This is a genomic window from Klebsiella quasivariicola, assembly GCF_002269255.1.
GTDB classification, from domain to species: Bacteria; Pseudomonadota; Gammaproteobacteria; order Enterobacterales; family Enterobacteriaceae; genus Klebsiella; species Klebsiella quasivariicola.
On record NZ_CP022823.1, the window covers coordinates 3,360,181 to 3,386,407 of the forward strand.

Annotated in this window: 33 protein-coding genes and 1 pseudogene; 4 read left to right on the forward strand and 30 right to left on the reverse strand. The window is 48.3% G+C overall.

From position 1 onward, the window contains the following. Positions 1-96 precede the first annotated feature (96 nt). The 20 genes from B8P98_RS16705 to B8P98_RS16810 form a co-directional block, all read right to left on the reverse strand. Complete coding sequence (locus B8P98_RS16705; RefSeq protein ID WP_040200283.1) at positions 97-462, reverse strand: phage tail protein; 366 nt, start codon at positions 460-462, stop codon at positions 97-99. 57 nt (positions 463-519) lie between these two features. Then, a complete protein-coding gene (locus tag B8P98_RS16710) occupies positions 520-981 on the reverse strand; it encodes a phage tail protein (protein WP_095033237.1) in 462 nt (153 codons plus the stop codon). 31 nt (positions 982-1,012) lie between these two features. Continuing rightward, the gene (locus B8P98_RS16715; RefSeq protein ID WP_014907811.1) at positions 1,013-1,405 is read right to left on the reverse strand and encodes an HK97-gp10 family putative phage morphogenesis protein; all 393 of its coding nucleotides are present in this window, start codon (positions 1,403-1,405) and stop codon (positions 1,013-1,015) included. A 5-nt stretch (positions 1,406-1,410) separates the two neighbouring features. After that, positions 1,411-1,800: a hypothetical protein gene (locus B8P98_RS16720; RefSeq protein ID WP_017880258.1), complete on the reverse strand. Its 390-nt coding sequence runs from the start codon at positions 1,798-1,800 to the stop codon at positions 1,411-1,413. After that, a complete protein-coding gene (locus B8P98_RS16725) occupies positions 1,781-2,119 on the reverse strand; it encodes a phage head completion protein (protein WP_014228910.1) in 339 nt (112 codons plus the stop codon). Before B8P98_RS16725 ends, B8P98_RS16720 begins: the two co-directional genes overlap by 20 nt. Next, positions 2,116-2,433 (reverse strand): head-tail connector protein, encoded by a 318-nt coding sequence (locus tag B8P98_RS16730; protein WP_095033238.1) that lies wholly within the window; start codon positions 2,431-2,433, stop codon positions 2,116-2,118. The genes B8P98_RS16725 and B8P98_RS16730 overlap by 4 nt, the downstream gene beginning before the upstream one ends. After that, positions 2,414-2,674 carry a hypothetical protein gene (locus B8P98_RS16735; protein ID WP_016160673.1) on the reverse strand — a complete coding sequence of 87 codons (261 nt, stop codon included), beginning with the start codon at positions 2,672-2,674 and terminating at the stop codon, positions 2,414-2,416. The genes B8P98_RS16730 and B8P98_RS16735 overlap by 20 nt, the downstream gene beginning before the upstream one ends. 58 nt (positions 2,675-2,732) lie before the next feature. Continuing rightward, on the reverse strand, positions 2,733-4,019 hold the full coding sequence (locus B8P98_RS16740; RefSeq protein ID WP_095033239.1) for a phage major capsid protein: 1,287 nt from the start codon (positions 4,017-4,019) through the stop codon (positions 2,733-2,735). A gap of 77 nt (positions 4,020-4,096) precedes the next feature. Continuing rightward, on the reverse strand, positions 4,097-5,017 hold the full coding sequence (locus B8P98_RS16745) for a S49 family peptidase (RefSeq protein ID WP_040200280.1): 921 nt from the start codon (positions 5,015-5,017) through the stop codon (positions 4,097-4,099). Positions 5,018-5,053: 36 nt separating this feature from the next. Beyond that, positions 5,054-6,313, reverse strand: coding sequence for a phage portal protein (locus B8P98_RS16750; RefSeq protein WP_040200279.1), 1,260 nt, complete (start codon positions 6,311-6,313; stop codon positions 5,054-5,056). After that, complete coding sequence (locus tag B8P98_RS16755) at positions 6,313-6,492, reverse strand: hypothetical protein (RefSeq protein ID WP_017898992.1); 180 nt, start codon at positions 6,490-6,492, stop codon at positions 6,313-6,315. The genes B8P98_RS16750 and B8P98_RS16755 overlap by 1 nt, the downstream gene beginning before the upstream one ends. After that, positions 6,486-8,207 (reverse strand): terminase large subunit, encoded by a 1,722-nt coding sequence (locus B8P98_RS16760; protein ID WP_012542167.1) that lies wholly within the window; start codon positions 8,205-8,207, stop codon positions 6,486-6,488. The genes B8P98_RS16755 and B8P98_RS16760 overlap by 7 nt, the downstream gene beginning before the upstream one ends. Continuing rightward, complete coding sequence (locus B8P98_RS16765; RefSeq protein WP_012542168.1) at positions 8,207-8,641, reverse strand: phage terminase small subunit P27 family; 435 nt, start codon at positions 8,639-8,641, stop codon at positions 8,207-8,209. Before B8P98_RS16765 ends, B8P98_RS16760 begins: the two co-directional genes overlap by 1 nt. 248 nt (positions 8,642-8,889) lie before the next feature. Beyond that, complete coding sequence (locus B8P98_RS16770; protein ID WP_023316687.1) at positions 8,890-9,321, reverse strand: hypothetical protein; 432 nt, start codon at positions 9,319-9,321, stop codon at positions 8,890-8,892. Next, complete coding sequence (locus B8P98_RS16775) at positions 9,318-9,641, reverse strand: hypothetical protein (protein WP_064793022.1); 324 nt, start codon at positions 9,639-9,641, stop codon at positions 9,318-9,320. Before B8P98_RS16775 ends, B8P98_RS16770 begins: the two co-directional genes overlap by 4 nt. Continuing rightward, on the reverse strand, positions 9,593-9,955 hold the full coding sequence (locus tag B8P98_RS16780) for an HNH endonuclease (RefSeq protein ID WP_032440987.1): 363 nt from the start codon (positions 9,953-9,955) through the stop codon (positions 9,593-9,595). The genes B8P98_RS16775 and B8P98_RS16780 overlap by 49 nt, the downstream gene beginning before the upstream one ends. Positions 9,956-10,116: 161 nt before the next feature. Then, on the reverse strand, positions 10,117-10,341 hold the full coding sequence (locus B8P98_RS16785) for a hypothetical protein (RefSeq protein WP_023316686.1): 225 nt from the start codon (positions 10,339-10,341) through the stop codon (positions 10,117-10,119). Positions 10,342-11,714: 1,373 nt separating this feature from the next. Beyond that, positions 11,715-12,065, reverse strand: coding sequence for a hypothetical protein (locus B8P98_RS16800; protein WP_017898986.1), 351 nt, complete (start codon positions 12,063-12,065; stop codon positions 11,715-11,717). Then, positions 12,062-12,559 (reverse strand): lysozyme, encoded by a 498-nt coding sequence (locus B8P98_RS16805; protein ID WP_032439908.1) that lies wholly within the window; start codon positions 12,557-12,559, stop codon positions 12,062-12,064. The genes B8P98_RS16800 and B8P98_RS16805 overlap by 4 nt, the downstream gene beginning before the upstream one ends. Continuing rightward, complete coding sequence (locus tag B8P98_RS16810) at positions 12,537-12,806, reverse strand: phage holin (RefSeq protein WP_023289178.1); 270 nt, start codon at positions 12,804-12,806, stop codon at positions 12,537-12,539. The genes B8P98_RS16805 and B8P98_RS16810 overlap by 23 nt, the downstream gene beginning before the upstream one ends. A 936-nt stretch (positions 12,807-13,742) precedes the next feature. Between B8P98_RS16810 and B8P98_RS16815 the strand changes: the two genes are divergently transcribed. Further along, entirely contained in the window at positions 13,743-14,264 is a 522-nt protein-coding gene (locus tag B8P98_RS16815) for a hypothetical protein (RefSeq protein WP_023316685.1), read from the forward strand. 1 nt (position 14,265) lies between these two features. After that, positions 14,266-15,135 carry a Kiwa anti-phage protein KwaB-like domain-containing protein gene (locus tag B8P98_RS16820; protein ID WP_032440985.1) on the forward strand — a complete coding sequence of 290 codons (870 nt, stop codon included), beginning with the start codon at positions 14,266-14,268 and terminating at the stop codon, positions 15,133-15,135. A 28-nt stretch (positions 15,136-15,163) separates the two neighbouring features. On the opposite strand, the gene B8P98_RS16825 is transcribed toward B8P98_RS16820, so the two are convergent. The 5 genes from B8P98_RS16825 to B8P98_RS16850 all read right to left on the reverse strand — a co-directional run bounded on the left by B8P98_RS16825 (position 15,164) and on the right by B8P98_RS16850 (position 17,720). Further along, positions 15,164-15,508 (reverse strand): antiterminator Q family protein, encoded by a 345-nt coding sequence (locus tag B8P98_RS16825; RefSeq protein ID WP_023316683.1) that lies wholly within the window; start codon positions 15,506-15,508, stop codon positions 15,164-15,166. Between the two features lie 12 nt (positions 15,509-15,520). Further along, complete coding sequence (locus tag B8P98_RS16830) at positions 15,521-16,552, reverse strand: DUF968 domain-containing protein (RefSeq protein ID WP_023316682.1); 1,032 nt, start codon at positions 16,550-16,552, stop codon at positions 15,521-15,523. Between the two features lie 199 nt (positions 16,553-16,751). After that, the gene (locus B8P98_RS16840) at positions 16,752-17,144 is read right to left on the reverse strand and encodes a LexA family protein (RefSeq protein ID WP_023316681.1); all 393 of its coding nucleotides are present in this window, start codon (positions 17,142-17,144) and stop codon (positions 16,752-16,754) included. Positions 17,145-17,184: 40 nt separating this feature from the next. After that, a complete protein-coding gene (locus B8P98_RS16845) occupies positions 17,185-17,424 on the reverse strand; it encodes a hypothetical protein (protein WP_050597314.1) in 240 nt (79 codons plus the stop codon). Positions 17,425-17,486: 62 nt separating this feature from the next. Then, the gene (locus B8P98_RS16850) at positions 17,487-17,720 is read right to left on the reverse strand and encodes a DinI-like family protein (RefSeq protein ID WP_023316680.1); all 234 of its coding nucleotides are present in this window, start codon (positions 17,718-17,720) and stop codon (positions 17,487-17,489) included. 467 nt (positions 17,721-18,187) lie between these two features. On the opposite strand from B8P98_RS16850, the gene B8P98_RS16855 reads away from it, so the two are divergent. Continuing rightward, entirely contained in the window at positions 18,188-19,234 is a 1,047-nt protein-coding gene (locus B8P98_RS16855) for a ParA family protein (protein ID WP_023316679.1), read from the forward strand. 348 nt (positions 19,235-19,582) lie between these two features. Here B8P98_RS16855 and B8P98_RS16860 read toward each other — a convergent pair whose 3' ends face one another. Both B8P98_RS16860 and B8P98_RS16865 read right to left on the reverse strand, forming a co-directional pair. Next, positions 19,583-21,073 carry a hypothetical protein gene (locus B8P98_RS16860; RefSeq protein WP_023316678.1) on the reverse strand — a complete coding sequence of 497 codons (1,491 nt, stop codon included), beginning with the start codon at positions 21,071-21,073 and terminating at the stop codon, positions 19,583-19,585. Beyond that, positions 21,073-22,725: a hypothetical protein gene (locus B8P98_RS16865; protein WP_023316677.1), complete on the reverse strand. Its 1,653-nt coding sequence runs from the start codon at positions 22,723-22,725 to the stop codon at positions 21,073-21,075. Before B8P98_RS16865 ends, B8P98_RS16860 begins: the two co-directional genes overlap by 1 nt. 178 nt (positions 22,726-22,903) lie before the next feature. Between B8P98_RS16865 and B8P98_RS16870 the strand changes: the two are divergent. Then, positions 22,904-23,935: pseudogene (locus B8P98_RS16870) on the forward strand (IS630 family transposase). A 385-nt stretch (positions 23,936-24,320) separates the two neighbouring features. Here the strand turns inward: B8P98_RS16870 and B8P98_RS16875 are convergent. Genes B8P98_RS16875 through B8P98_RS16885 form a run of 3 tightly spaced genes read right to left on the reverse strand, consistent with a single transcriptional unit; the run spans position 24,321 to position 26,215 of the window. Further along, complete coding sequence (locus B8P98_RS16875) at positions 24,321-24,761, reverse strand: hypothetical protein (protein WP_023316675.1); 441 nt, start codon at positions 24,759-24,761, stop codon at positions 24,321-24,323. Positions 24,762-24,774: 13 nt separating this feature from the next. After that, the gene (locus tag B8P98_RS16880) at positions 24,775-25,320 is read right to left on the reverse strand and encodes a replication protein P (RefSeq protein ID WP_223168508.1); all 546 of its coding nucleotides are present in this window, start codon (positions 25,318-25,320) and stop codon (positions 24,775-24,777) included. Beyond that, positions 25,232-26,215: a DnaT-like ssDNA-binding domain-containing protein gene (locus B8P98_RS16885; RefSeq protein WP_049110569.1), complete on the reverse strand. Its 984-nt coding sequence runs from the start codon at positions 26,213-26,215 to the stop codon at positions 25,232-25,234. Before B8P98_RS16885 ends, B8P98_RS16880 begins: the two co-directional genes overlap by 89 nt. Positions 26,216-26,227 lie beyond the last annotated feature (12 nt).

Consider the following 26,227-nt stretch of genomic DNA (forward strand, 5'->3'; position numbering starts at 1 on the left):
ACAGCGTGTTTGCCGGCAATGCGGCAATTTTGGATGGGTCAGGCTCGCCCCAGCGGTCGGCCAGCCAGAAGATAAGCTCCAGCCAGGGCGAGTCACTCAGTTTTTTTCCGCTTCGTCCAGCTTGCCGATTGCGTGTTGCTTCACTTTTTCCACTGCGGCCAGCAGTTCGGGGTTTTCATGGGCCTTCAGCAGTTCGGCTGCCGTGGGTTTAAACTCATCCGGAATGGCCGTTCCATCCGGCTGAACCAGTGCATCGATGACGATCTGGATGACTTGCTCCGATGCCTCGCGCGCTGCGCCAGCTTTTGCGGTTTCAGCCATTTTCTCTTCGTAGCTGATGAGGTAATCCCCGGTCAGGCGGCGGATGAATACGGTGGCGCCAAATAACTCGGTTTTAATGACGGTTGGCTCCGATTTAAGCAACGCGGATTTCAGCGTGGACAGGTAATCTTTATCTTTCACAGGTAGTCCTTAAAAATAAAAAGCCACCCGAAGGTGGCTGTTTAAAGGTTAAGTTAATCAGGCACCGCCGGAGACAGCGACGGTTCCCCAAGCGATCTTGTTCTGTTTACCCTGAACAGTGATCTGGATGACCTCATTCGCCGGAGCGGCGATTTCATTCATCTGCCACCCGGACAGCGCCAGGAGCATCGTCGCTGTTCGCTTGTTGGGTAATTCGACGTATAACTGGATGGTCTTGCGGGCCTCTGCTGCGTTCAGCAGCGCGGCAAAATCGGTATTGCTCGGATCATCAATGAAGCCCAGCGACTTTTCAGGCCCGTCAGGCAGATCGCTGATGGACTGTTTCTGCTTATCCAGTAACGTGGTGCAGTCGACAAAGCCCCCCGTCTGCCCCATTGCACCCAGCGCTTTACAGTTAATCAGCGGTTTTAGCGCTGACGTGGCAGCGCCAGGCTCTCCGTATTTCACAATGGTGCCCGCCGGCAACATCGCATATTCAGGCGAAGTTTTATCAGCCATGTTTCTCTCTCTTTTTATACGGCAGCGGATGCTACCTGTTTTCAATGCCGTTTCGGATTTCCACGGTTAACACGCGCAAAACGGTCTGGAGGTTGTAATCCAGGGCGGGTCGGATAAAGGGGTCTGCAACCTGTTTAACCGTGCCAAACTCCTGCGCCAGCGCCTTCATATGGTGCTGCTTGCTGGGGCCGACACGGAGCGTTACAACCGCGTTCCCTTTACCCTTGCGGGTGGAAGAGCGGATTTTGATTGAGTCCCGCATGTGCGGCCCGGCAGACGTTTCGTCAAAGCCGGCATGCTGCTTCATATCTTCCTCGACGACCTTTAGCGCTTCGCGCCCGGCATCCCGCAATACCTTCGTCGCCACTTTTTCGCCCAGGGCCATTAACTGCCGCTCCAGCTCATCCAGCCCTTTAACTTCCATTCGGATCACGAGGAGTCCTCCACGTAGTGAATGATGAAATCGCGGGTCAGGCGATACTGAATGCGACGATTCGTCAGCTGGTTTTTATCCTGATGGATGCCGCCTCGTTCCACATACTGAACCGGAATACCCTCCAGCTGGCCATGAACGACGGACTTCAGTTCCGTCCAGATTTTTTTATCCAGCTGCAGCAGTGAGGTGTAATCATCGAGACGGTACAGATTCACCTGGATACGGGCAGATACGATCCCCGTTCGCAACATTCCCGAGACCATTTCCGGGTCAGAGATACGCTGAAAGGTCGCACCTTCCTGGACCGTGTCCGGCAGTAAAAGCGGATACGCATTCATGCCGGTGATGCGCTCCAGCGCACCCTTAATCGCCAGCTCTATCATGCCGCCCGTCAGCCTCCCCCGTGATAATGATCCGGTCCGTTTTGCGGTCGATATTACGGACGGTATAAACCAGATTTTTCGTCGTGATTTTCCAGTCAATATCAACCAGCACACCCGGATAGACCGTAAACAGGCAGGTTTCCACCACCTGCTGCTGATCCAGCGTGCGGACTTTCCGCCCCGATACCAGCTCCCGTTTTGCCCACGCTTTTCCCGATTCAACCTGCTTTTCCGGTAGCGGTTCGCCCAGCGGCCCCCGACCGGACTGAACGTAGCTAATCGCAATGCGACAGTTCATATCACCCGGTTTCAGGCTCATAGCGTATGCTCCTGCAGGGGGAAAAGAAGATACCTCACCGCAGCGGTTTCCAGCCACTGTCCGGTATGGCCATTCAGATACGCATCGCTAACCAGAAACTGAATGGCCAGCCGGATATCTTCATCCGCGATAAATCCGCGGACGGTCTCCGGGAGTGCCTGCAGCTCTTCATCACTGGTGACCAGCTTGCAGTAATAATCACGCTCGATGCTCCGCTGCGCGGCGTTCACCATTTGCGTGAGCATGGCGTCGTGCTCCGTGAAATCCAGTTCCAGGCGTAGCTGGGTTTTCACATCATCCAATGTCAGTATCAAAATCGCTGTCTCCCGGCTTCGGTTTCAGCGCACGTTCGGCATCCTCCGGCCATACCGCGATACGCCGGTTAACCAGCTCTTCGGCGCGCGTTCCTTCAAAGCACGCGATATCTCCACGGGAATAACGGTGGTGCGGCCCAAGGAACACAACGGATTTACGCTCTGCCTGTGCGACCACGGTCGCATGGTTGTCCTGTGCGACCGTTTCTTCCGACTCCACTGCTTTATTTTTCGCAGCCATAACATTCTCCTGAAAGGGAAAAGCCCGCATATGCGGGCCGTATTTACTGAGGGATGGGTTAGAACAGGACGCCGGTACCCAGCACCAGGCCTTCCGGATGACGGAAGCCAATATCATGCTCAGTAACAACGCGGATTAGCGATTGGTTACGGGAAAACGCAGATACCAGGGTGCCATCGGCATCGATGTAAGAGGCTTCCTTCGAGAAGTCGACTTTCATATTGCCGTCTTCAGCAATAACCACATCATTGAAGTCAGCAAAGTAAATCTCAGTCTCCTTACCCCCGGTCCCCAGATTCGCAGGGATCGCGCTGGTACGCTGAACTGGATATCCTTTAAGTAATCCCTGAGCCATTTCCGGATAGACTTTGTTGCCGTTGCCGTCACGCAGCCCAAACAACTTCATATAGGTACGGTTCGACATGCCCCAGCCGCTGCTGATCATATTGCTGTTGCCGTCCATCGCCATCAAAATGATCTTGTCTAGGTACTCGTCAACCGTGTTCAGGTTGATCGCTGCATCAGCTTCCCACGGCAGCAGGCGGTTCCACTGCGTCGCGCGCGCCTTCATACCAATCGGTGTATCGCCGGTACCGTCATCGCGCATAAAGGCTTTATCCTCACGCACTGAGATGGCGGTCAGAATATCCTGCAGGACCAGTTGCTCGACGTTGAATCCGGCGCGGCCAATCAGTGCATTGGAAATAGGCACCATCGCAATCAGAGTTTTCGCCGTAAGTTTTACATCATCAAAGCGTGTTTCTGATGTCTTGGCGTCTTTGTTTTCTCCTGTGTAGCTTGCCGTTGCTCCACCGGCCACGCGTGGTAGCGTCATATTACCGTTAGGCAGCGGAACGGGACGGGCACCCAGCTTGCGGACGATGGTTCGGTCGCTCAGTAGCTCGATCACCTCACTGTGGAGGTTCTGCGGAATAAGCACACCCCCGGACGCCGCTGCGGTGGAAATGGCCATCGATACGGACTGGTCATTCAGCTCTTCTGAAGCGAATTTTGCCGCGTCCTGCAGATTCCCTGCGCCTGCGGCGACAGACATAACCAGTCGGGTCATGCCAGCACCGGTGTACTGTTTCGGCTCCTGCTTAACAATAATGCCGGGGGCCTGCTGAGTCGCTTTCACGGGTTTTGCGACCAGCGCCGCAGCACGTTCGGTGGCTTCCAGGCGTTCAATTTTGGCGCTGATATCAGTGAACTGCTGCTGCAGGTTCGCAAACTCCGTAAGCTGCTCCGCAGTCAGCGTGCTGCCGCTGGCGTCAATGGTTGCCAGGGCCTGAACCTGTTCGTTGATACCCGCACGCTGACGACGCAATTCTTCAATATGTGGCATTTTATTTCTCTCTTTTTAGACATAAAAAAAGCAGCCTGCTGGCTGCTTAAGGTGACGCGGTTTATGTTTGCGCCGGGTTACATTTTGGTTTGCAGATCCATCGCGGCTGCCTGCATCTGAATGGAGGTTTTTTGACGGGGTTGCTGATACTTTGCCGCGATAGCATTGATCGCCGCCTGGGGGTCAGAGACTTCATCCGCCAGGCCGGCGGACACAGCGCCAGGGCCAAAATACAGCCCCGCCTGCGTATCAATGACGGCCTGCTGATTCAGGCCGCGATATTCGGCCACCGACCCCGTAAACGTCTCGTACATTTCGTCGATCATGCCCTGGAACATACCCAGCGACTCTTCACTCAGTGGTTCATGTTGGGTGCCGTTATTTTTGTTATCTCCCCGGTAAATGGTGGTGAACGTCAGCCCCATTTTTTCTTCCATCTTCGACGTATCGAGGTGCTCCATGATCACACCAATCGACCCCACGCCACTGGTCTGGCTGACGATGATTTTGCTGCAGGCCGATGCGATGAAATACGCGGCGGAATACGCGCTGTAGTTCACAATCGCCGTGATGGGTTTCGTGTCGCGAGACTGATAAATGTAATCGGCCAGCTCCTTGCACCCCACCGCTGCGCCGCCGCCGGAGTTAATATCCAGAACGATTTCGCTGATTGAGGGGTCGTTTAATGCCGCCTGCAGCTGCCCGCGGATCCGCTCGTAGCTGGTCAGCTCGGAGCACATCGCCGTAATCTGCCCCCGGCGTGGAACAAGAATGCCGTGAACGGGGATCACTGCCACCCCGCCGGTGGGCTGAACCTGCTCAGCTGCAGGTGATTTACCCGGATTCAGCGCTATCTGAATGACGGCATCTTCGGTGATCCCCTGAATACGGGGGATGAGCACCGCTTTCACGGAGTCCATTGTTTGCCGCGTCACGTAATGCGGCACGCCAAAGACCATATCTGCCAGGTGCGGCAGGTTAATTAATTTCGTTGTCATGTTGTCTTCCAGGTCATCCCGCGCGGCGGGAAACAATCAGGCTCTGGCCAGAAGGGATTCTATTTCGGCCAGCTGTTTTGCTGTCGGCGACTTATCGCCAGGAAGGATCTTCGCGCTGTCGACCATATTGAGCGGCGTCAGGTATTTGTCCCCGCCAGCAATTGGCGGTAGATTCTCCATACGCCGGATATCGTTAGTGGATAGCCATCCCCACTGGCGGCCCAGCGCATACGATTCATAGCGTGACTTCTGGTCGCCTCGCAGCAGCCCGGAAACGTTGAACTCGATGTACAAATCGCGGCGTTCGCTGGGCAGAAGCAGATCGCGCTGCAGCGCACCTTCATGGCGTTTCAGCCAGGCCAGCAGCGTATACATCACGAACTGCAGGCCCTGGTGCTCGATGTTGTTGTTGGTCGCTTTCGCCAGCATCTGCACCATATGTGGCGGGATTTTATAGAGCCGGCAGACCTCTTCCACGCCCCACTGCCGCGACTGTAGCAGCTGCGCCTTTTCGTTATCCTGCGACAGTTGTTTGTAGCTCATGCCCTCCTGCAGCAGTGCCACAGAGAACATATTGTGAATACCGGAATGGCGTTCGGTCCATTTCGCCAGCAGGCGATCAATAGCATCCTGGCTTTTAATGGTCGCAGCCTCTTTCGGACGCTCTATCACCCCGCTCATCGTTGTCCCGCGCCGAAATGTCGCTGCCGCATGCTCCTCAACGGCCAGATTCAGCCCCAAGACATCGGCGTTCGTCTGAATGGGGGAACTGCCGATATAGCCATCCAGAGAAAAGACCTTCACATGGTGCATCATGCGCATCGGCAGAATTTCACCGACTTCCGGGAGTTCGTAATACGGCATACCGTCCGGCCCTTTCAGCACAATGACCTTTTTCGGGTTAATGGGGATCAGCTCTTTCGGGTAGCCTTTTCCGTCCCGTTCGATGATCGAGTAGCAATTTCCCTCAAGCCCCAGCAACCCCTGCTGCTGCTCGAAATACTCGAATGAGGTGTCTTTCCTGTTGGGCTGGGAGTGAATCAGGTCATAAACCGGGTGGTCCGTCGCACGCTGGCGCCCGCCATTTTTATCCCGCCGGTAGAGTTCGCACGGCAGCTGCGCGACTGACTCCGCCAGGAGGGTGACACAGGCCCGGACCGCTGAAAGTCCAAGAGCGGTTTCCGGCGTGATTATGATGCCAGTTTTGCTCTGGCTTGAACGAACCCCGCCCAGCATGGCTTCCCAGAAGCTATTACCCGAGTATTGTCGGCCCCTGAACATCTGGGGTAGGAACATTATTTACCTCCGCCATTGCTGACGCCGGAGGAAAAGGCCCGGGTTGTCATATATGACCAGCCCAGACAAATAATCCCTCCTGTTATCAATCCCACTGATGGAGAAATAAGCCAGGCACCTGCGGATAACAATCCAGCACCAGTGAGGCCGACAATAAAACTCAGAACTGAAATTAGCATGCTATATCTTCCTCATCGTATACGGATGTCATCACTGAACTGTTAAGCATGGCGCGCCCCAGCCCCATCATTAAACCAACCGCACCATCTATCTTGTTCTGCCGCCCTTCTTTCCCGGGACGCACAATATCGTCACTTCCGGGAAGGTACTGGCCGACGATATTGGAAATACACCAGTTCATGACAGGGTGTCCGTCATGATGGAATCTCCCCGAGATGAGCGCAGCCTCAATCTCTCTCATAGGATCACTCATATGGGTAAAATTTTGTCTTATCTCGACAGGCTCAAGCCCCTCTTCCTCAAGCATGTGACGTAATGAAGTCGCGCCATAAGGATCAATGGGGCATTGGGCAATTTTTACGGTATTCCGCAGCTTCAGGATCGTTTCAAATATCAGCCTGTAATCAACTTCGCCACCATCGGTCGGGATCAACTTACCCTGCCGGACAAAGGACTGATAACGTTCTGCGGTACTTTTCAGCGCGGTCTCCTGAGAGTAAATGGTTTCTTCTGGTGCCCAGAACAGAGGAGAAACACAGTAAAAATGTGTTATTCCGTCTATTTCACGACGAAAAACTGGAACCACGGCATTGAGGTCAACTTTCGAGGCCAGATCTATACCCAGCCAGCATTCTTCCCCTTCAAAATCTGACAACTTAAGGTTTTTATCGGCTGCATCCATCCATTTTCTCAGGTCGTAATAAGCTGATTTTGCGCTTACCCAGCGATTGAAATGCTTGGTCAGAATCTTGTTTGTCTGCCCGGGCGTCGACATACCCAATAATTGTTTAGCCCGGAGAAAATCTGCTTTTACCGAAATGCCATAGTTGGGGTTTGCCTTGATTAATGCCTCAGGAGTCGTCCAGTCATCATCGTCATCAAGGCCATAAATCAGCCCAAATATGGTTTCATTTTCCTCGCCATTACGGGTTCTCCGCAGGATCTCGACAACCTGGGTACGCTTTTCATAGCAAGGGGATGTAATGTCATAGCCGGCGGTGGTGATGATCAGTGTCATCGGTTGTTCACGAGCCCCCATACCGGTGGTCATGGTGGTGTAAAGCGCATCAGTAGTATGTTCGTGATATTCATCAATGATGGCGCATGATGGCGAATCACCATCCCCCGGGTCACCGATCACAGGCGCAAAAACCGAACCGTCAGGGCGCGTCATTTTTTTTGCCCAAGGTTTTATCGAGAATTTTTGCCGCAATGCCGGCAGCTTTTTCACCATTTGCAGCGCCGGAGAAAATACCTTCCATGCCTGTTTTTCAGTCGTGGCGCCGCAATAGACTTCTGCACCATGCTCGCCATCTGCACAAAACATATAATTTCCTACAGCAGCGGCAATAGCGGATTTCCCGTTCTTCCTGGGCACCTCGATATAGATTTCAGAGAAACGACGCAGGCCTGTCTTCTTGTGTACCCATCCAAACGGTACGCCAAGAGCGAACTTCTGCCAGGCTTCAAATTCAATCCGGAGTTTACGCCGGGCCCATTCCCCTGAGGTATGAGGCATTTTCTGGGCAAAACGAAGAAATCGTTCTGCTTTGTTTTTATCGAAGCGGTAGGGCCAGTGGGGATCCTTTGCTCGTTCGAGGTCGTCCAGATGTCGCTGACAGGCAAGTACCGTTAACTGACACGCCAGAATCTTCCCGCCAACGATATCCCGCGCATACTGGTTCGCCGCATTGACGTTCGGATAGGTAGCCATCAGTCAAACTCATCGAATTCATTCCCGTCATCGTCCGGATCCTTTTGTCCGCTGGTCATGCGAAGACGACTGAGCGGATCTAACCCCAACAGAGAGCCGAGGCGGGCAAGTTGGGAAACCGAGTCATTCCGGACATTAACTGCAGGGTGTTTTTTCAAGCCCCCCATTTCACTTTCTGAGGTCAGTCCGCTGGCCAGCATTTTTTCGGCTTCGAGCATCAGATGAAAAGCATTGCAGTAAGCCAGCAACAAAGGTGCGTCCTCCAGCTCAAACACCCCTCGGTCGATGAGTATTTTGCTTTGCGTCTTCCACATTCTTATTGCCGCCTCCCCCATTAACTCAGCGGGAGGCGCAATACGTGTTAATTTGCTTTTTTGCCCGGTGGGTAAAGTGGGTTTTCGGCCACCACCGGACGATCGAATTCCTCCGGCCATAAACGTTCCTTTGATAGATGAAACCTTCCGGAAAAAAGTTTCTTATTTCTGGCGTGTAAAAATAGACTTCAACGGGCAGTCCCGAAGCGCGAAAGGGGTCAGGGATTTGATCCCCCCTCCCCCTGGCTGCAGCTGCCTCAGTCGAGGTGGAGGTCGTCATTCCGGCTGTGCCAGCGGCGAATACGGTTCGTATTGCGCGGGCCGGCATATCTCAGACGCTCAATGAACACCAGTTGTTATACCGGCGGTCAGGATCCTGTAGCTGTAGCGGAGCCTCCATCGGCCTGCAGTACGCTTTCTGGTAGCCGTTCATCTAATGGCTGGTTCTCGAACACCTTCATCCCAAACTGACCGATCCAGGTGCTGACTGAGTTGATGTTCCCTGCGATGAAGTCGGTCACCTCGGCGATCAATGCTTTAACGACGACATCTGTACTCTGACGCCAGTAATTCTCAATCGCGACCAGCAACGGATCGGAACCATTACTGACAGATTGTTCACCTACGCTATATGTTTTTTTCTTCGCGCTATCGGTGATGCATAGCAGCTGGCTGGTCTGGACGGCTCCAGCCTCTGCCGCAATGACCTGCATCGTCAGCGTAGCCAATTTGTTCCCGTCTGCATCAGCGCTGGATGCATAGAACATGGAGAGCGTCAGATCCGTGCGTTGATACATCATTGCTTACCTCCACGGCGATGGCGGGAACGGCGACCACCGGAAGGCGGAGATTGTTGCTCCTGTACCAGCTCACCCTCTAAAGGCTCCTGATCCATTGCAGGTGATGAGGCAGGGGCCGGAGCAATATCATGTGCAATCGTCAGTTTAAGCAGGGGCCGGCCGCCCTGAACATGCTCAAAATGGATGCCATGTACGGCTTCATGCATCCGTGACTGACCATCCGTCTCCAGAACGGTCAAAGCGCCATCAACGTATTCAATTTTGAAATTCTTCATCGGGTTCTCTCTGTTGCTGTTTTCTTGCTGTGGCAGCTCCAGCACAATGACTCGAGATTAAAGTCATCGTCCGTACCGCCATGAGCTTTAGGAATAATGTGGTCTACACTTGAGGCTTTCGTGGCAATACCGTCTCGCCTGCAGTTCTGACAAAGGTATTTATCCCTCTTCATGATACGGGCCCGTTTAATTTCCCACGGACGACCATAACCACGTTCCTGCCGAGTTTTTCCGGGCTGATAGTTACGCCAGCCATCACCGGCGTGTTGCTGCCGATGGATCTCACAGAACCCACTGACATCATTCGTTACTGCCGTGCATCCTCTGTGCCGGCAAGGTCGTTTAGCGCGTGGAGGCATAACTTTTTCCGAAGTTAGGGAGTTAGTGATAACGCAGTCGTTAACACCGTTTTTTGTTACAGGAATGATGCCAGGGTGAACTTGGGTGAACTTGCTGCCATATTCACCCCAATAAAAAGCCCCGCATAAGCGGGGCTGTAGATTCAGAAATATGGTTTTGGCTACTGGTAGGTATCTGCGAAATGCCCTTCGATCTGAGATCTGACATCAACAGTTTCGTCTAACTTTAAGGAATCATAGCCCTTAATATGGAAATGAGGCTCATATGCATAAATCGTAATAAATGCATATGACTCTTCATCTCCCGTGAAAATCTCATATTTGACGCGAGAAAGACCGGCACCAACTAACATGTATGTATCCAGAAGCTTCTGGGTATTCATCATCCATTCCTTTTCCTTTAAAAATCCTTATCAGCATACATGAATTCGATGGATGACGACAGCAATGAATTCTTGCAGACTTTGAAAAAAACCTCAATATCAGTAAATTAATACCCATACAGCACCCCAAATATGCCAAAAAATAAAGCAGAAAGCAGCCAGGCAAGTGCAGTCTTCTTCATTAAGACTCCGTAAAATGCTATAGACATTGCTAGACACAGCGTTATAAAAACTGGCCACATAGTCAATAAAAAAAGCAAATAACCAAAAAACCCACTATTAGTAGTTATATTCACCGCTAACTTAACCCTGACGTTCTAAATATGAGCTGTATCGCATGACACCATGCAATCTGTTCTTTCTGGCGAACTATAGCATTATCAAAGCCACTTAGTGAATGCTTGATGCCTTAGCCGCTGAGCTCCGTTAACTGATTTACACCCGCTACGCTTGTTATATCCGGAGTGTTGTCTAAACTATCTAATGACTTTGCTCTGCCACGACAAAGTCCGTCGTTCTACCTGTGAGCTCAGGGATGAGCCACTTCCTGTAGTATCTGGCCTTCCATTTTTTCTCAAAACCAGTAGAAAAACATCCCGCAATCTGACTACACTCCTACATTGGCTGCCCCTGCAGCACCCCGTCAATTTGTCGGATTTACTCCACGGGGTTTTTTATAACCTGAAACTGCTGGACAAAAGGCTCCAAGAACTAAGCCCACCAGCAGCACATTTCCAGGATATCCAGAAACAGGATACCTAAGAGTTGTTATGTCCTTCGAACATATAAGGCGCGTATGATGATTAGTTATATTCAAACCTGAGCTCATCAAGCCTTAATGGTTTTCTTATAAAATTATTTTTGCATTCGATAATGAGTATCTGCCCCTCGCACAATGCGCAAAGCATAGGGGAGGATTTATCGGAATCACCATTTCCACCGGTGTAATTATTAACCACCCAAAGAGTGTAATCAATCGTGTTATCTCTGACAAGATTGATATTCCCAGCATTCTTTTCACCTCGTAAAATATACTTACCCTGCTTATCTTTTATACCATGAGAGAGAGCCCCACTCTTTTATTAAAATAATAGATAAAAATCTTAAGTCCACCATCTGATAAAAGTACTTCCAATGACAGTTTGTCACCTGAAGCTGGATCAGACATTCTCGCATAACATTTTTTAATCACAACCCACCCACTCATTTTTGGGTAGGATATAAGCAAGGCAGGGACTGAATTCAACAAGAAAATGACCTATCGGGCTATAGCTTTATAATAAGCCTGCCAGCGGTACTTATCCAATCTCAGTTGCCGCAAGCACTGAGTGCTTTCAATATCAGCCTGCAGATCTTCGTCGCTGTCCTTCGCGGCGTCACTTGCTTTGCACGGCGGGCTCATCAAATCCGGGGATGGAGTTGGCAGCATCGATGGCGCGCTGACGCAGCTGCACAGCATCATCATCAAACCTGCATACAATACGATTCGGAGACTGAACATATTTCACCACGTCACGGGTTATTGTTTTGTAGATGACCTTACCCGCTTCGTTAGCAGTAGCGGCCTTTTCCTCTACAGGCTTAATGGTACTCTCGGCCTTCTCTCTCTTCTTTGAAGCTTGAGCATTGATGTGATCAGCGTGAGAACTCCAGCCTGAGCGCCACGAAATCACGTTAGAGGCCAGCAGGATTGTTATAGCGATGATAACGGCGGTTAAGCGACTCATCTTTGCTCCCATAAACACACTTCGCGCTCAATCTCCCTCCGGGTAACAAGTCCCTTCCACTGCTTACCTTTGGCATAAGTCCAGCGACGTAGCTGATCACATGCCCCTTTCTGGTCACCCTGGTTGATTCTGCGCAGTAGCGTTGAGGTCCGAAAGTTACCAGCGCCGACGTTATAGGCGAACGAGTACAGAGCCCCACGCATCGTTTCGGGGATCGGCTTCTGGATGTATGGGTCAATCTGGCGGGCAACGGTGTTCAGGTCTTTACTAAGCAGCGCGCGGCATTCAGCCTCGGTGTACCTCTTACCGAGCATTATGTCTTTGCCAGTGTGGCCATAGCAGACAGTCCAGACACCAACCACATCCTGATAGGGATCGTATCGCACACCTTCAAGGCCATCGTTACCGGTCGGGCCGGTGATGAGCGCTGAAGCAATGGCTATGGCTCCCCCGCCGACGGCAGCGATAACGCTATTCCTCAGCCTTGTTGACATAGCCATTGAGCCGGTCCTCTCGTTCTTTTCTTCGGTAATACCAGTTCACGCCGCAGGTAATAACGGTGCATGTGATACCGACAATGATTGCCCAGTCACTCAGGGTCAGCCCTGCAATTTTGTCGGCCAAAATCCATACCTCTGTTTTAGCTGTGTCAGCGTATGCCTTTGCGGAGACACCGCAGCCCGTCAGTGCGGTACCGGTGCCGTAGGAAAGTCTGCTGTATATGGTGCTCATTCTTGTCATAACCTCACCTCCGCTGATTACGGATGGCGCTGTGTGCATGAAGGGGTCAGGCCCATCGGGCTGATTTGACAACGAGCCGTATCGATGATGATTCCCGTGAGCCTGAAAAAAGAAAGGCCACGCAAAGCGCAGCCTTCAAACGATGTTTTCCTTTGGTTACTGAATCGCCTGATTGATGGCGTAAAAAAGCCCGCCGTGAGGCGGGCACAAAGTAGGCATTCTAGGTAGTAACGAAACGAAGGCATCCCTAATAGTCCGAGCTACCGATTTACCAGGAAGCATTCACTTTTGCCGTTACGTTCTATAAACATAGAAGGGCAACCGCAAAAGTAAACCCACTATGAAATATTCAATATGCTTAGTGACAGTGTGGTGCCGGGTGCCTCCCGGTGAGCATGCCCCAGTCGGCATGGCCCGCGCTGCATTTACAGGTGTCTGTAACTGACTGGTCGCCCCTCCGCACAGGGGGATTCACCACATCAATAATTTATGATCCAAACATTCGATGCGTCAATGTCAGATGTATAACTGCCTGTGTTTGATAAACGCCAAGCCTTAACAGTAGAACCCAGCAAGGTGCACAGAGGGGGTCTCCATACTACTAACTCTTCAACTCAGTATCTCAAACCAGTTGTTGAACGTTTTCATTGTATCTACTTCCAGGTAAGTAAGGACGCGGAAAGATAAGGGATAGGTCTCAGGCTCCAGCTAACCAGCCTAATCAGTAGGTTCTAGCCTAGGCCTGAAAAGCAAAAACCCCGCCATTTGGCGAGGTTTGATGTTTAAGCTGTGTGTCTAAGTGACCACTCTTAACAGATTACGATAGTTTTTGCGTACGCGTTACTCATTTGTGTATAGTGTTTTTTCACAAGGATGATGTATTAGACATCCACATGATTTATACTGTACAAAAAAACAGTATCATGGGAGTGTTCAATGAACAAAATTGCAAGGTTTCTTTTAACAGCAAGTTCGATAGCTCCTGTAGGTATCACGCTGATATTTATAGGATATATGAAAAACAAGCCATGGCTTATTTGGTGGTCGTTAGGGATCTGTCTTGCTAGTTTTATAGCAGTTATTTTTTTCCTACACTATGCAAATAAAAACCTCCCTTCTCTTTATAAGAATGTTGAGACCATATCTCCTGCAAATAAAGAGGTTACCAATTATTTCTTGAGTTATCTATTCCCTTTATTAGGGACAGATTCAATCGCCGATAAATGGCAATATGCAGTATTTTTCTATATATCTCTTATCGTTTATATATGTTTCTCTGAGAACTATAATTTCAACCCTCTTATCTCCGCTTTAGGATTTAAATTTTATGAAGCAGAAGACGATACTGGCGTTGGATTTGTGTTGATATCCAAAGAAGTTATTACAAATTTAAAAAACAGAGATTTTGAAGTTATTCAACTTACAGACTACACATTTATGCATGTAACAAGGGAATAATATGAGCCTTTTTGCAATGATGAATAAAAACTCTGCTGTGAAAGTGTATCGTATTGATACCGACAGACAAACAGACATCAAAATCAAAAAAATATTTGATGACCAATTATCTCTTTTTGAAAGTCATCACAATACGGAACTTGTTTTCGAAGCCGGATATACCCCTAGCTATAATGAATGTAGTTATATAGATAACTTTGATGAAGGAAAAATACTTCTTGATGCAGTTCAGCGTAGCACCGCAATGCCTTTGTGGACAAAAAATGTTGGGCTTAATGATATAACAGCTTTTTTTATGGCTCCTGCGTATCCTCAAGTGAAAGACAAAATAGCAATCCAAACCTTTTCAAAAAAACAGATACTTAACGAGTCAAGATACTTATGGCTCAGTAAAAATTCATTTACGATGTCAGATCTTTTGGGTTTCAATCTAGACGATAAATTAGTTGCAATCCTTGAAGGAGATAAAATAAAGTTCAGGAACTTCAACAACCTGAGAAGCATATTTGATATGAGTTCTTATTTTGCTGAAGCAACAAAGCAAGAGATTTCTGACTTTGTAAACCAACCAGTTTTTAATATACCAGTGGGGTTTGATCTTCCAGCCCTTGCAGATAACGTCATAAGAAAAAAAGTCACATTAATAAACAAATCTAAAATATTGGTAAATCATACTGTAACCGAAATAAAAAACGCAGCGCTAACTTTGAACTTCCCTATAAAAACGACCGGCTCAGGAAACTCCGAGAAAATAGAAATGCCAACAAATAAAAAAGAAATAAAAGAGTTACTTAACTTCTTGGATGAAGACTATTTCAACTCTGAAATAACTAAGCAAAGGTTTCGATCAAATTCAAAACGTAAAGCATAAAAAATGGCCGCCGATGCGGCCATTTAAACTATAGTATCATAGAAATGATACCATCAATGAACCCCATGGCCTTATGCAATTCTTTCCTGATGGTACCATCAGAGCATTTACGTTTCTTAGCGATGCTACGTAAGGAGATTCCGATAATAAAATGAGCAATAATTAACTCATACTCTTCTGGCTTATATTTCCGCAATCGCGCTACACAACCGTCAATCATGATACCTTCATCATCATCGCATTGCTGGCGTGTTTTCTTTCCATGAGGTAGCAAACCTTTAAACCCAGCAGCAATGGGTTGCCAGTCAACACCACTATTGTCAGAAGCCGCCCAAGCTCCCCAACGGTCCAATAGTTCGTACATATCTCTCATTTTTAAAGCTCCTCAGGAAAGAACGCCGAGCGAGTATGCCCGGTCCAGCAATTTAATGATCAATACCGGCTGGGTGCCGTATTCACGCTCAAAAGCGGCAGGGTCATGGTGCAAAGCACGGTGGTGCTTGCGGCATAATGGGATCGTAAAAACATCGTGGGCCTTGGTGCCTACGCCGCCCTGCCCCCAGCCAATAAGATGGTGTGCATCATCTGCAGGCTGCCCGCAGCACATACACGGTTGTGTTTTAACCCATGAGATAAAATCAGCTGATAACCATCGGCTCCGCTTAGGTCTCGCGAATAGTGTCGCCGGAGCAACAGGATCGACGTTCACAGGAACCAGAGGTTTGCCCGGCGTTGTTATTGCCGTTGGCTTAATTGTTTTTTCGAGACGGGGAGAAAGAATACTGGTGGCCGGTACCGACGGAACAATCTCACTCTCCCTGTAAACCGATTTAATGCCATCGTCTTTAATACGCAGGGATCGGCGCGCCATTTCTTCTGTAATTTCATCGCCAATCCCGGCGCCTACCGCCCACCAGCATAGCTCCGCCAGTGACAATGAGCGCTGAGCGTCCAGACCAAGCGCGATGCGGGCAGTGTCGATTACCCAGTCAGCGTTGTTAACACCTACCAGTTGATCGAGGGTTTGTTCCGTTTGGTTTTTCAGCTCATTATCACAGTGCCAGCATGCGATTATTACACCCGTCGAATGGCGAAACGGGACGAGCTCATGGTGATGGTAATCGGAATGTGTCCACTGACAGTTTTTAACCTGCCTACGCAACCATGACTCGAGGGCACTAACCCCACCAGCTGCAGTGATAACCGCCTTCTTCATGAAAAAAGGTCTGATCCCCATATCATCCCGCAACGGCTGCCGGGCATCAGGAAGACGTCCACTGGGTATCTTTTTCATGCTTGCCGGCGGTATTTCAACAAGAACTCGGCCGGCACCGAATAACGGCATTAATTCACTACCCGGCTTAAGCAGCACAATTCCAAGATGGCGTGCAATATCCACGTTAAGCAAAGCTCGCATCAGTCCCTCCACATCTTCTGTATGTAGGTCCTGTCAATCCGTGGCGGCTTCTTCGATTCCGGCAACAACACGCGGATCTCCCACGATGCAAAGTCTCTGGATAAGCTCTTCTCAACCACACAGTTATTTTTACGGTATCGCTCCACCAGCTCTGTAGCCTCAGCCTCTGAAAGTTGCTCGTGTAAAAACCAACTTTTCTTCATGGCTGATCACCGAACAGTCGCAAAAACTCAATCGCTCTTTCACGCGCACCGGGTTCTTCAGCGATCATTTCCTGCAGCAGTTGCACGGCGAGCACAGGCTCCTTTCGCCCGACGATGGAAATTCCTCTGGAGACACGGCGAGAGAGTTTTATAAAATTTTTCCTCTCTAACGCACGCAGATGCAACAGAACAGCATTAGACGAGCTAACGCCGAGCATATCGGCCAGCTCAGATAGCGTAGGTGGGAAGCCATGCTGATTGATGTAGGCGATCAGCAGATCGAAAACTTCCTGCTGTCGAAAAGTGAGTTTCGAAGACGAGAGTAAACCGGCGCTCGTTGAAGGAGCACCAGTCTGGTGGGATTTTGATACTTCGGTTGTTTGCGTCATGGCTTCTCTCCGTGACGCAGCAGGTATAGGTTGTTCAGGCCTATGACGGGATTGTAACAGAACCAGGGGGAACCTGGTAACCAACTCCAGACTTAGCCTTTTCAATCATCTGTGAAAAAAGAGAGAGAGTCCCCACGATCTCATCCGGCTGCAGAGGCATAAACGAAACAGTATCGCCGCGCCGGTACATCAAAGCGCGCTCACATACAGGAAAGGATGTCAGACGGGCAACGATCACACCATCGTCGCATCTGATTATTGCGTAGCCGGTGTTCGGCATTTCTTGTTTTTTACTCACAGCAAAATCCTCAAAATAAACCAGGCAAGCCACTGGACCTCAACTTAACAGAACCAGTCATCAGCGCTTTCCCTGGTGTCCTGCAGGATTTCCTCTACACGTTTTTTATCTCCGTCCATTCCACCAAGCACGGTCAACCTATCAGAGCTGGCCCGACGAATCACAAGACTGCAGTTATTAAAGTTTTGATCCAATCGCCGCAGTAGCTCCTTCTCCAGAGCAGGCACAGCGCCATCCGGCAATTTTTTTTGGCGATCAATTGTGATTTCCACTTTCATAACTAGCTCCTCACGCAAGTACTGTATAAATAAACAGTATACTTGTTAGGTGAAATGTTCAAGCGTTTAATGCCACTTTTCGCTAACCCATGCTCATGTTTAGATTGATCTTTTCTCCACAAAGGACGAAATCCGCTATCACAGGGATACAGTCATTTTTGTGGTGATCAACACCTTTGATAAGAAACGTTGCTACCTCTGGCGTTCCAGATTCCGCTCTTGGCACAGAGCGGACAATCTTAATGGGATGAAGGTCTGCTTTGAGCGATAAGCGGAAGTTCGAATTGAGTCGGCACGGGAATTATTAGCATTGCCATAGCTTGTCAACGGAGTCAGGTCACACCTTGTCTATATGTAAACAGGCAGGCAATGATTAACAATTGAGTTGGATTAATATTTAATCAAGGATTGACAACTAGATTAGTTTTCCATATGATTTTCTAAAGTGGAAAACTAGTGGTGATGTTATGACTAATGAATCTAATGTTAATGCTTTGATAGAACGTCAATTTGAAGTTGCTGATGGCAACGTGAGTAGTCTTAGTTTGCCAAAATTTGACAAATATACTGTGTGCAACCTCCGAGGAGGTATTGGCAAGACGTCTCTGGCTTTTAACCTTTCTTATCTTGCAGATGATGCTCTAATTGTTGATACTTGTCCTCAAGGAAATCTGTCTTATTTTTTTGATAATAATTATGCTTCTTCAACCAGTACAACCGCAAATGATCTGTTGATGCCCTATTTTGTTCCGGGGCTTGGTTTTGCCACTCGTGCGGCAAAATTAATATCATCAACTAATCCTTGGTTCGCTGGTAAACAGAATTACTTCATTCAATCTGATAGTCAGCTTTACCTTTTACCTACCCAAATGGCAAATGCTTTAGCTCAAGCGCGAACTATTACTGGGGCAACTCAGCAGGTTGTTATTGATAATATTCTTTTTTCATTGAAAAAAGAAATTGAGAGAGAGATGACTGAGACAGAGACAAAAAAAGTTCTCATTGATACCTCACCTTTCTTCTCCGGAGCGACGCATTTATCTTGGCATGCTACAGATGCATTGATTGTTCCTGTGCGTACGGATCAGCAATCAATTAACTCACTGAGATTACTCATTGATACATTGACTAAACCAACATCTGAGTTCAGAAAAACAATGCCATCTGATGGTCATACACCAAAAATTCAAATGGTTGTCATCACTCATTGCGGATGGTCTACAGTAGCAGGTGCCAGAAACAAACCAAATCAACAGACAAAAATGTATATCGAAGCTGTAAGGGAAGTCATTCGTCAGAATATCAGTAATTTCACAACCAATGATCCTAATAATCATATTGTGATTCTTGATGATTTCCTTGGCAGTGGCAGAATGTCGAGTGCAAAGTCTAAGCCTCTAGAGCTTTTGAACCCTGGCGATGCAATGACTGTTAATAGAGTCAGAACCTCTGTGAATTTATCAGTAAACAAGATAAAAAATGAATTAAAATTCATCCATAATTCAATATGGTAAATAGTAGATTGTCAGCGTTAGATTAACATAATCATTCTAACCCTCGTTGAAATCGTAATATTTATTGTTAATAATAAGAACCACCTAGAAAGATGGTTCTTATTTTATTAATTATTGAATTTTTATCTATAGTTAATAGCTCTGACATGGACTGTGCCGATGAGTACATACTGATGTTAGCAACGTCGACTTCTGGCACTTAGCTGCCATAGGACGGTCAAGCAACTCACCGAACATTTCTGTTTCGCAATTAAGTTGCCTTTTCTGCATTGCGTCGACAGATACGCCATTGCCTAGCTTTTTACAGCCAAGCACCCAAACGTAATGTTATTCAACAAAGCCGTAACGCTACCCCGCTTTTAGCATTCGCCGAAGTTCATGATCCATATATTCATCTACAGCATTGGCATCAATTCCGCCTGCTTTATACCAGACATGGAGTTCTTTAATCGCTAGAATTCCAAACCTCGTCCAGCCGATGAGGTTCGTTCTCAGGAGGAACTGAATCATTTCGCCTCCTGAACGAAGTGCCGCATCTCCTACATCCATCAGACACAAGGTTCCATGCGCCACAAGCAACATTCGCCTGAGTTCAGGGTTATTTGCTGAAGGAATACATTCACCCCAGTCCTTCTTATGATAGCAACGTTGTTTAACCGTCCAGGTGATTCGCACAAGCAACTCAGTAATCATGACGGGGATCGCCATCGCTAATCCATGCCGTAAGTCATACCCTTTCTCAAAAACCTGGACGGCGACGGTTGCGAAAGACTGGCGATGCTGGCCAAATTCACCCACATTAATAAACTGAAGTAATGAAAAGAAAGGAATGGGGATACCGGAGCCTCTCCCTGCTGCACCGGAAGAACCTGCCATATCAGAGAAAAGGTGGCCCAGCCAGTTTACGAAACCACTAAATACCTTAGAGACAACGTTATTCCCTTTAAGCTCAAAAGTCTCGGTATCTACGGAAACCAATTTTCCGTCTGCCACAAAATGTGCCGTACTGGTAAATTGATCCAGGATCGAGAAAAATAAACCGACTAAGTCCGGGGAGTGGGCGAGACTTTTAATATGGTGATTCTTCGTGTTCATCCTGAACAAACCGTCAACATCTCCGCCATGCCGATGGTCATAATTGATTTTGAATTTTCTCTCCAGAAAACCGATAGCGCTTTTTGTCGAATCGCTTGCTTCTGAACTGCCCTTCCATCCAAAGGCTGAAGCGAATTTCTCAACGGCACCGTCCACTGCATTATCTGCAAGCTGGGTCAGTTTTCCTGCTCCAGGTACGCCTACCAGAAAAATATCGATAAGTCCGCCAATAACGCCACAGGTGCCAGCGATCATGTAATCATATTTGTCGCAGCGGGCAGTCTTTAAGGTCAAGTCTTCCTGAATACGTTTTTCCAGAGCAATTCTTTGGATTGGAGACATCAGGGCGCTAAACGGATCGACTATTAAATCGATATTGTGTTTATGGGCATACTGCGATATGGACTGGGAATAGGTTTCCCAGTCCATATCGCTGGTGAACGCTATTGTTTCTATCATCGACAGTTTACTGATACTGGACGATGACGTGGTCAAACAGGATTCAAGGTAATCGCTGAATTCACTAGAAACCGTTGTGTGGATATCCTCATCAAACGTGATACCTGAGTGTTCCAGAACACCATCCATAGCCAAAATCATTTCATCTAAAGAAGCTTCGGTATCAGTTTGCAAAGCGTTAAGCGCTTCTAGAGCAGCATCAAGGTCACCCAATTGATGCTCGCTTTGTTCAAGCTGGTGCTTCTGCACCAGCAAGGCCGATACCTGAGTATCTGGTTTTTTCATTATGAGAATAGCCCAGTTAGTTTGCCTTTAATAACATCCCCCGCTCTGAAATAGCCGATGCCTTCAAAGATCGCGGCAAGTTTCTCTAATTGCTGAGTGGAAGCGTTTTCTTTGATCTTAAGTTTTTTCACTTCAACACTCTTCCCATCGTTTTGCTCTTCAACAATATATTCTTCGTAGAATGAAAGAACAACATCATGGAATTGTTTTTTGATGGGCTCTCGGGTCAGCGAACTGAGTTTGGCCTCATCAAGATAAACAGGGCACTTAAGTTTGAGTGCACTGTTTTGCATTTTATTAGATTTCTTATTCAATTCATCTGCTGCACCGGTCAATGCATTCATCATCTTCTGGAGTTTTAGAATTTTTTCTCCTTGCCGATTATGCGCATCCAGGGCGTCGTTAAACTTTCCAGAAATATAATTTAGATCATTAATTAGCGCGGACAATGTGGATTGTGTCTGCTTGATGACTTCATTAAGCATGAGTTCCCGGCGCTTGGTTTTATCCAGTTCATTGGCACCCGTAAGATGACGAATCCCTTTATAGGCACCTACACCTAATAACACCGCAACACCGATACCTGTTGCCATACTTGAAAAACCCAGCACGCCACCAAGTCCAAGTGTTGCAAGCCCAGAAGTGATGCCCGCTGCGGACATACCGATGACAGAGCCAGAGAGATAGACAGCAGCGAGTGGCACGCCTACCGCACCTGCTTTTGCCGTAAGTTCTTTCATACTGCGTTTCAGCGCATCATCGGAAAAATCTTCCCGTAACATCTTAAAATCTTGCTGAATAGCCATTACTGCGAGTTCTATTTCTTCGTCAGTTACGCCCAGCAAAGGTTGCACTTGCTGAAGAAACGGGAATTTTTTATATTCACCTTCATTAACACTCATGAAAATGCTAATCAGGTCTTTAACAAGAGAGACTTTTATTGATTTGTTATGGCTTGGGACACATTCCCGGTCAATGATCGCAATTAATTCTTCAACCGGTATCAGACTGGATTCTGAACCGACATAACTACGCAGTGTAAACCGGGATTCAGTCGTTAACTCAAGTCGGGTCATCAACAAGAGAATTTCGGCAAATTCTTTTTTATCAACCTGACCATCATCTGAGAACGCCATGTTCACAATGATTTTGACATAAGCCACTTTGAGAGCTTCTGACATTTCGGCAAGAGTGATGAGCTGATCTTCTTCTTTGAACTCATCAAAGTCACTGATGGTATGCTTAAGAATGTCGCTCAACTTCTTATAGTTGCACTCCATCAAGCCTTTGATTCGTTTTACCTCGCCATTTTTTAGTTTGAGGGAAACAGACTCTGTTCGCTTCTCCTTGCCTTTATCATTTACCGTGACATCTTCTATATATTCTACTGCTTCAATATTGCTGTAGAACAAGTCATAAGGACTTTCAAAAGCTTCTTTTATGACCAGTTTTTCACCGGTAAAAACGATGCCATCTTTTGCGCTACCAAATACCGTATTGTCATAAATGGCTAGCACAGTATTCAAGTTATCCACAACATTAAATGCTTTAGCGACATTATTCAGTTTTTTTTCAGGGATGCCAGGAGCCACAAAAACATTCTTACTTACTGAAGATAAATTTTCCTTAAGGAAAGTGTTGACGTTACTCACAAATTTCTCCTTATTCGTTGCTGTGGGGCGAAGAGTAATTGACCCGTTTTTTTTTCAAAGCGTGATTATATCCACTAAATAGCTGCGCGGAATAGTAGATCACTGAAAGGGAACTCAGCCCGGATTGTGCGATCTGAGCAATCGCCAAACCAACCAAAACCACCAACCGGACTGAGCGATGCCGATCATAGCACCAATACCCCGTGGCGATCGACGCCTGATGCAGAAAGCTATTCATAAAACGCGCGATAAAAATCATGCCCGCAGACTCACGGCCATGCTGATGCTTCATCGGGGTGAACGGGTCAGCGATGTTGCCAGAACTCTCTGTTGTGCCCGTTCATCCGTTGGTCGCTGGATTAACTGGTTTACGCACTCAGGTATTGAAGGCCTGAAATCCTTACCCGCAGGGCGCTCCCGACGCTGGCCTTTTGAACATATCTGCACCCTGTTACGTGAGCTGATAAAGCATTCTCCCCGCGATTTTGGTTATCAACGTTCACGCTGGAGCACCGAATTACTGGCAATAAAAATCAATGAGATAACCGGTTGCCAGTTTCATGCAGGAACCGTTCGCCGCTGGTTGCCATCTGCGGGGCTTGTATGGCGCAGGGCCGCGCCAACTCTGCGTATCCGTGACCCACATAAAGATGAAAAGATGGCGGTAATCCACAAAGCGCTGGATGAATGCAGCGCAGAGCATCCGGTATTTTATGAAGATGAAGTGGATATCCACCTTAATCCTAAAATCGGTGCGGACTGGCAGTTGCGCGGACAGCAGAAACGGGTAGTGACGCCGGGGTAGAACGAAAAATACTATCTGGCCGGCGCACTGCACAGTGGCACGGGTAAAGTCAGCTACGTGGGCGGCAACAGCAAAAGTTCAGCGCTGTTTATCGCTCTGCTGAAGCACCTGAAAGCCACTTACCGGCGGGCGAAAACAATCACGCTGATCGTTGATAACTACATTATCCATAAAAGCCGCGAAACACAGCGCTGGTTGAAAGCAAATCCCAAGTTCAGGGTAATTTACCAGCCGGTTTACTCGCCGTGGGTGAATCATGTGGAACGGCCATGGCAGGCACTTCATGACACGATAACCCGTAATCATTAGTGCCGCTCAATGTGGCAGTTACTGAAAAAGGTCCGCCATTTTATGGAAACCGCCAGCCCATTCCCCGGAGGAAAACATGGTCAGGCAAAAGTGTAGCGGTATTAGGCGCAGCTATTTAGGAGTGTCACATCTTGTCATTAGCACATAGATATATGATTGAAATATAAAAATGAGCATGCCATTTAGGCAAGTAAATTATTCACAAAATACTAAAAGGATACATGAGGCTGTTCTATCTCTTGAGTGAAATAAAATATAACCCGCTATTAACTAAAGAAATTAAGTAAAACACCATAAAATCACCACGAGATGCAACGTGCTTGACGCTGAGAACTATGTGACGATTAACACTTAAAAAGGAACTCAACGCATCGTCCGCTCCTGGCACTCAGTGGATATCTTAGCTTTGCCTAACCCCGCAATAATTAAACTTAACTTTGACATCCCGTACCAGCTGCTGTTGATTCTGTTTAAGGCATAATCAGCACCTCGCCGCGTTGCGCAGGCAGCGGTTGCGCATTCTGGTAAGCAACCAGAGCTCGTTTGCTGTTGTCGTCATTCCAAGCATTGATGTGTAAACAGTCGCAGCCCGGCGCCACAGCTTTTTGTCTTCCAGCGTCTTCGCCAGGGACAGTGCGTTTTGGACTTTTTTCACATCCTCTTCAGATAATGGTGTTGCAGTCTGCGGCAGGGCAACATCGGGAACCTCAACGCCTGCAACCACTCGATAGACATACTGGTAGCCGTTATGGGTACGATGGAGATTTCCCGCGGCATGGAGCTGCCGCAGCAAGTTACCTGCTGTACTGGCTTGCAAGTCGAGCGCATCGCAGACATCCTGCAGGACGCATTCTGGCGTCCGGCTAACGATGGCAAGCACCATCTGTGCTTTGGTTACTTTGGTTTTTGATTGTTTGGTCATGGTCAAAACTCGTTTACTTGGTTAAACCTGCCGCCTTGCGGCGTTTGTACTCTTCCATCAGAATCTGTGCTGGCGTCGGTCCTGCAGGATGTCTCGGTGCTGCCAACTGCTGACGAATTGGCGGAATCGAAAACCCGTTAGCCAGGTGTTTGGTCCATTTCGTGAGTAAGTTTTCTGCCAGTTTTTTCAGCTCTCCCTCCGTCAGGTTCCTCTCCACTCCAGTTCTGCGCATCTCAATGCAAATGTGATAGAGAACATCCTGTTTCCATGGATATTTGTCGCTGCCCGAGTATCGGTAAGACTCATTCCTCCAGCGCTTGTATTCCGCCATTACAGATTCGGATGTCAGATTGAACGGGTTAGCACCGCTGGCAGATACCAGAGCAACGAATTCAGCCAGATCCGGTGGCCATGTGTTACCCGCGGCGCAGCGCTCCATGCACTGACTGCAGACCAGAGTAATCTGGGCTTCACTCATCGATCCAATCTGGGCAATCCACATATCCGAGGGCGCCGCCCCGTTCTTCTGGGTCCACCGGTTCGAAAATATTTCCCCCATGACTGTCCATAGCCGCCATGCCGTATCCGCCGCCAGCAAGTCCGTTTTGCTTTTCCCAGCGTTCTCTGGCTGCCTGAATTTCCTGAACAGCCCGGGATGCGGTGTTAACTGGTTGAATTCCTGCATGGTCTTTACCTCCGGTTGCTGGTTGTGGTTTAGATTTGGCTCTGGCACTTATCACGCTGCGGGCAAATTTCTGCTCCCACTGAATCTGAGTGAACACTTTCCCCTCGGATTTCCAGTACGCGATGAACTCTGCCAGCTCTGTCGGCAGGTATGCCGGTTCGGGAAGCGCTATACCCCAGGTAGCAGCCAGCCGCGGCCAGTCCTGTGACGGCAGCCAAAGGTCGTGCATGGCGAATTTCCCGATCGGAATATCCACTCCAGGCAGATACTGAGGTTGCTGGGGAAAATTTCTCTCCTGCGCATAGAGAGTGGGGTTTGATCCTTTTCCTTTCCCTTCCCTTCCTTTTCCGTCAGTGAGTCCTCCATGAGGATTCACTGAGTCCTCACTGAGCCCTCCTTGATTAGGAGCTCTCTTTTCTTCCTTTCCTGCCTTAGACTCAGTGAATTCTGGCGGAAGAGGTATTTTTGAGGCCGAAGGCCTGTTTATTTTTTGATGCTTAAGGAAACCTTTAATCTGCAAATAGCAGACATCATTCACTGAATACTCAGTGAGTAATCCATGAGTAATCAGTTCCTGTATTAGTGGTTCGCAATCGAGCGCGTCCGCAGGGAAGATTTGCATCTTCAACCGTTTTGGCGAACGCTCAAGGCATCCCATATCGTTGGCGAAGTTGAACAACCCGATAAACAGGAGACGCGCTGGAATTGAACATTCCACCACCTTCTCATCTGTCCAGAATTCAGGTTTAACTGTTCTGATGCGGGCCATCTGAAACCTCTT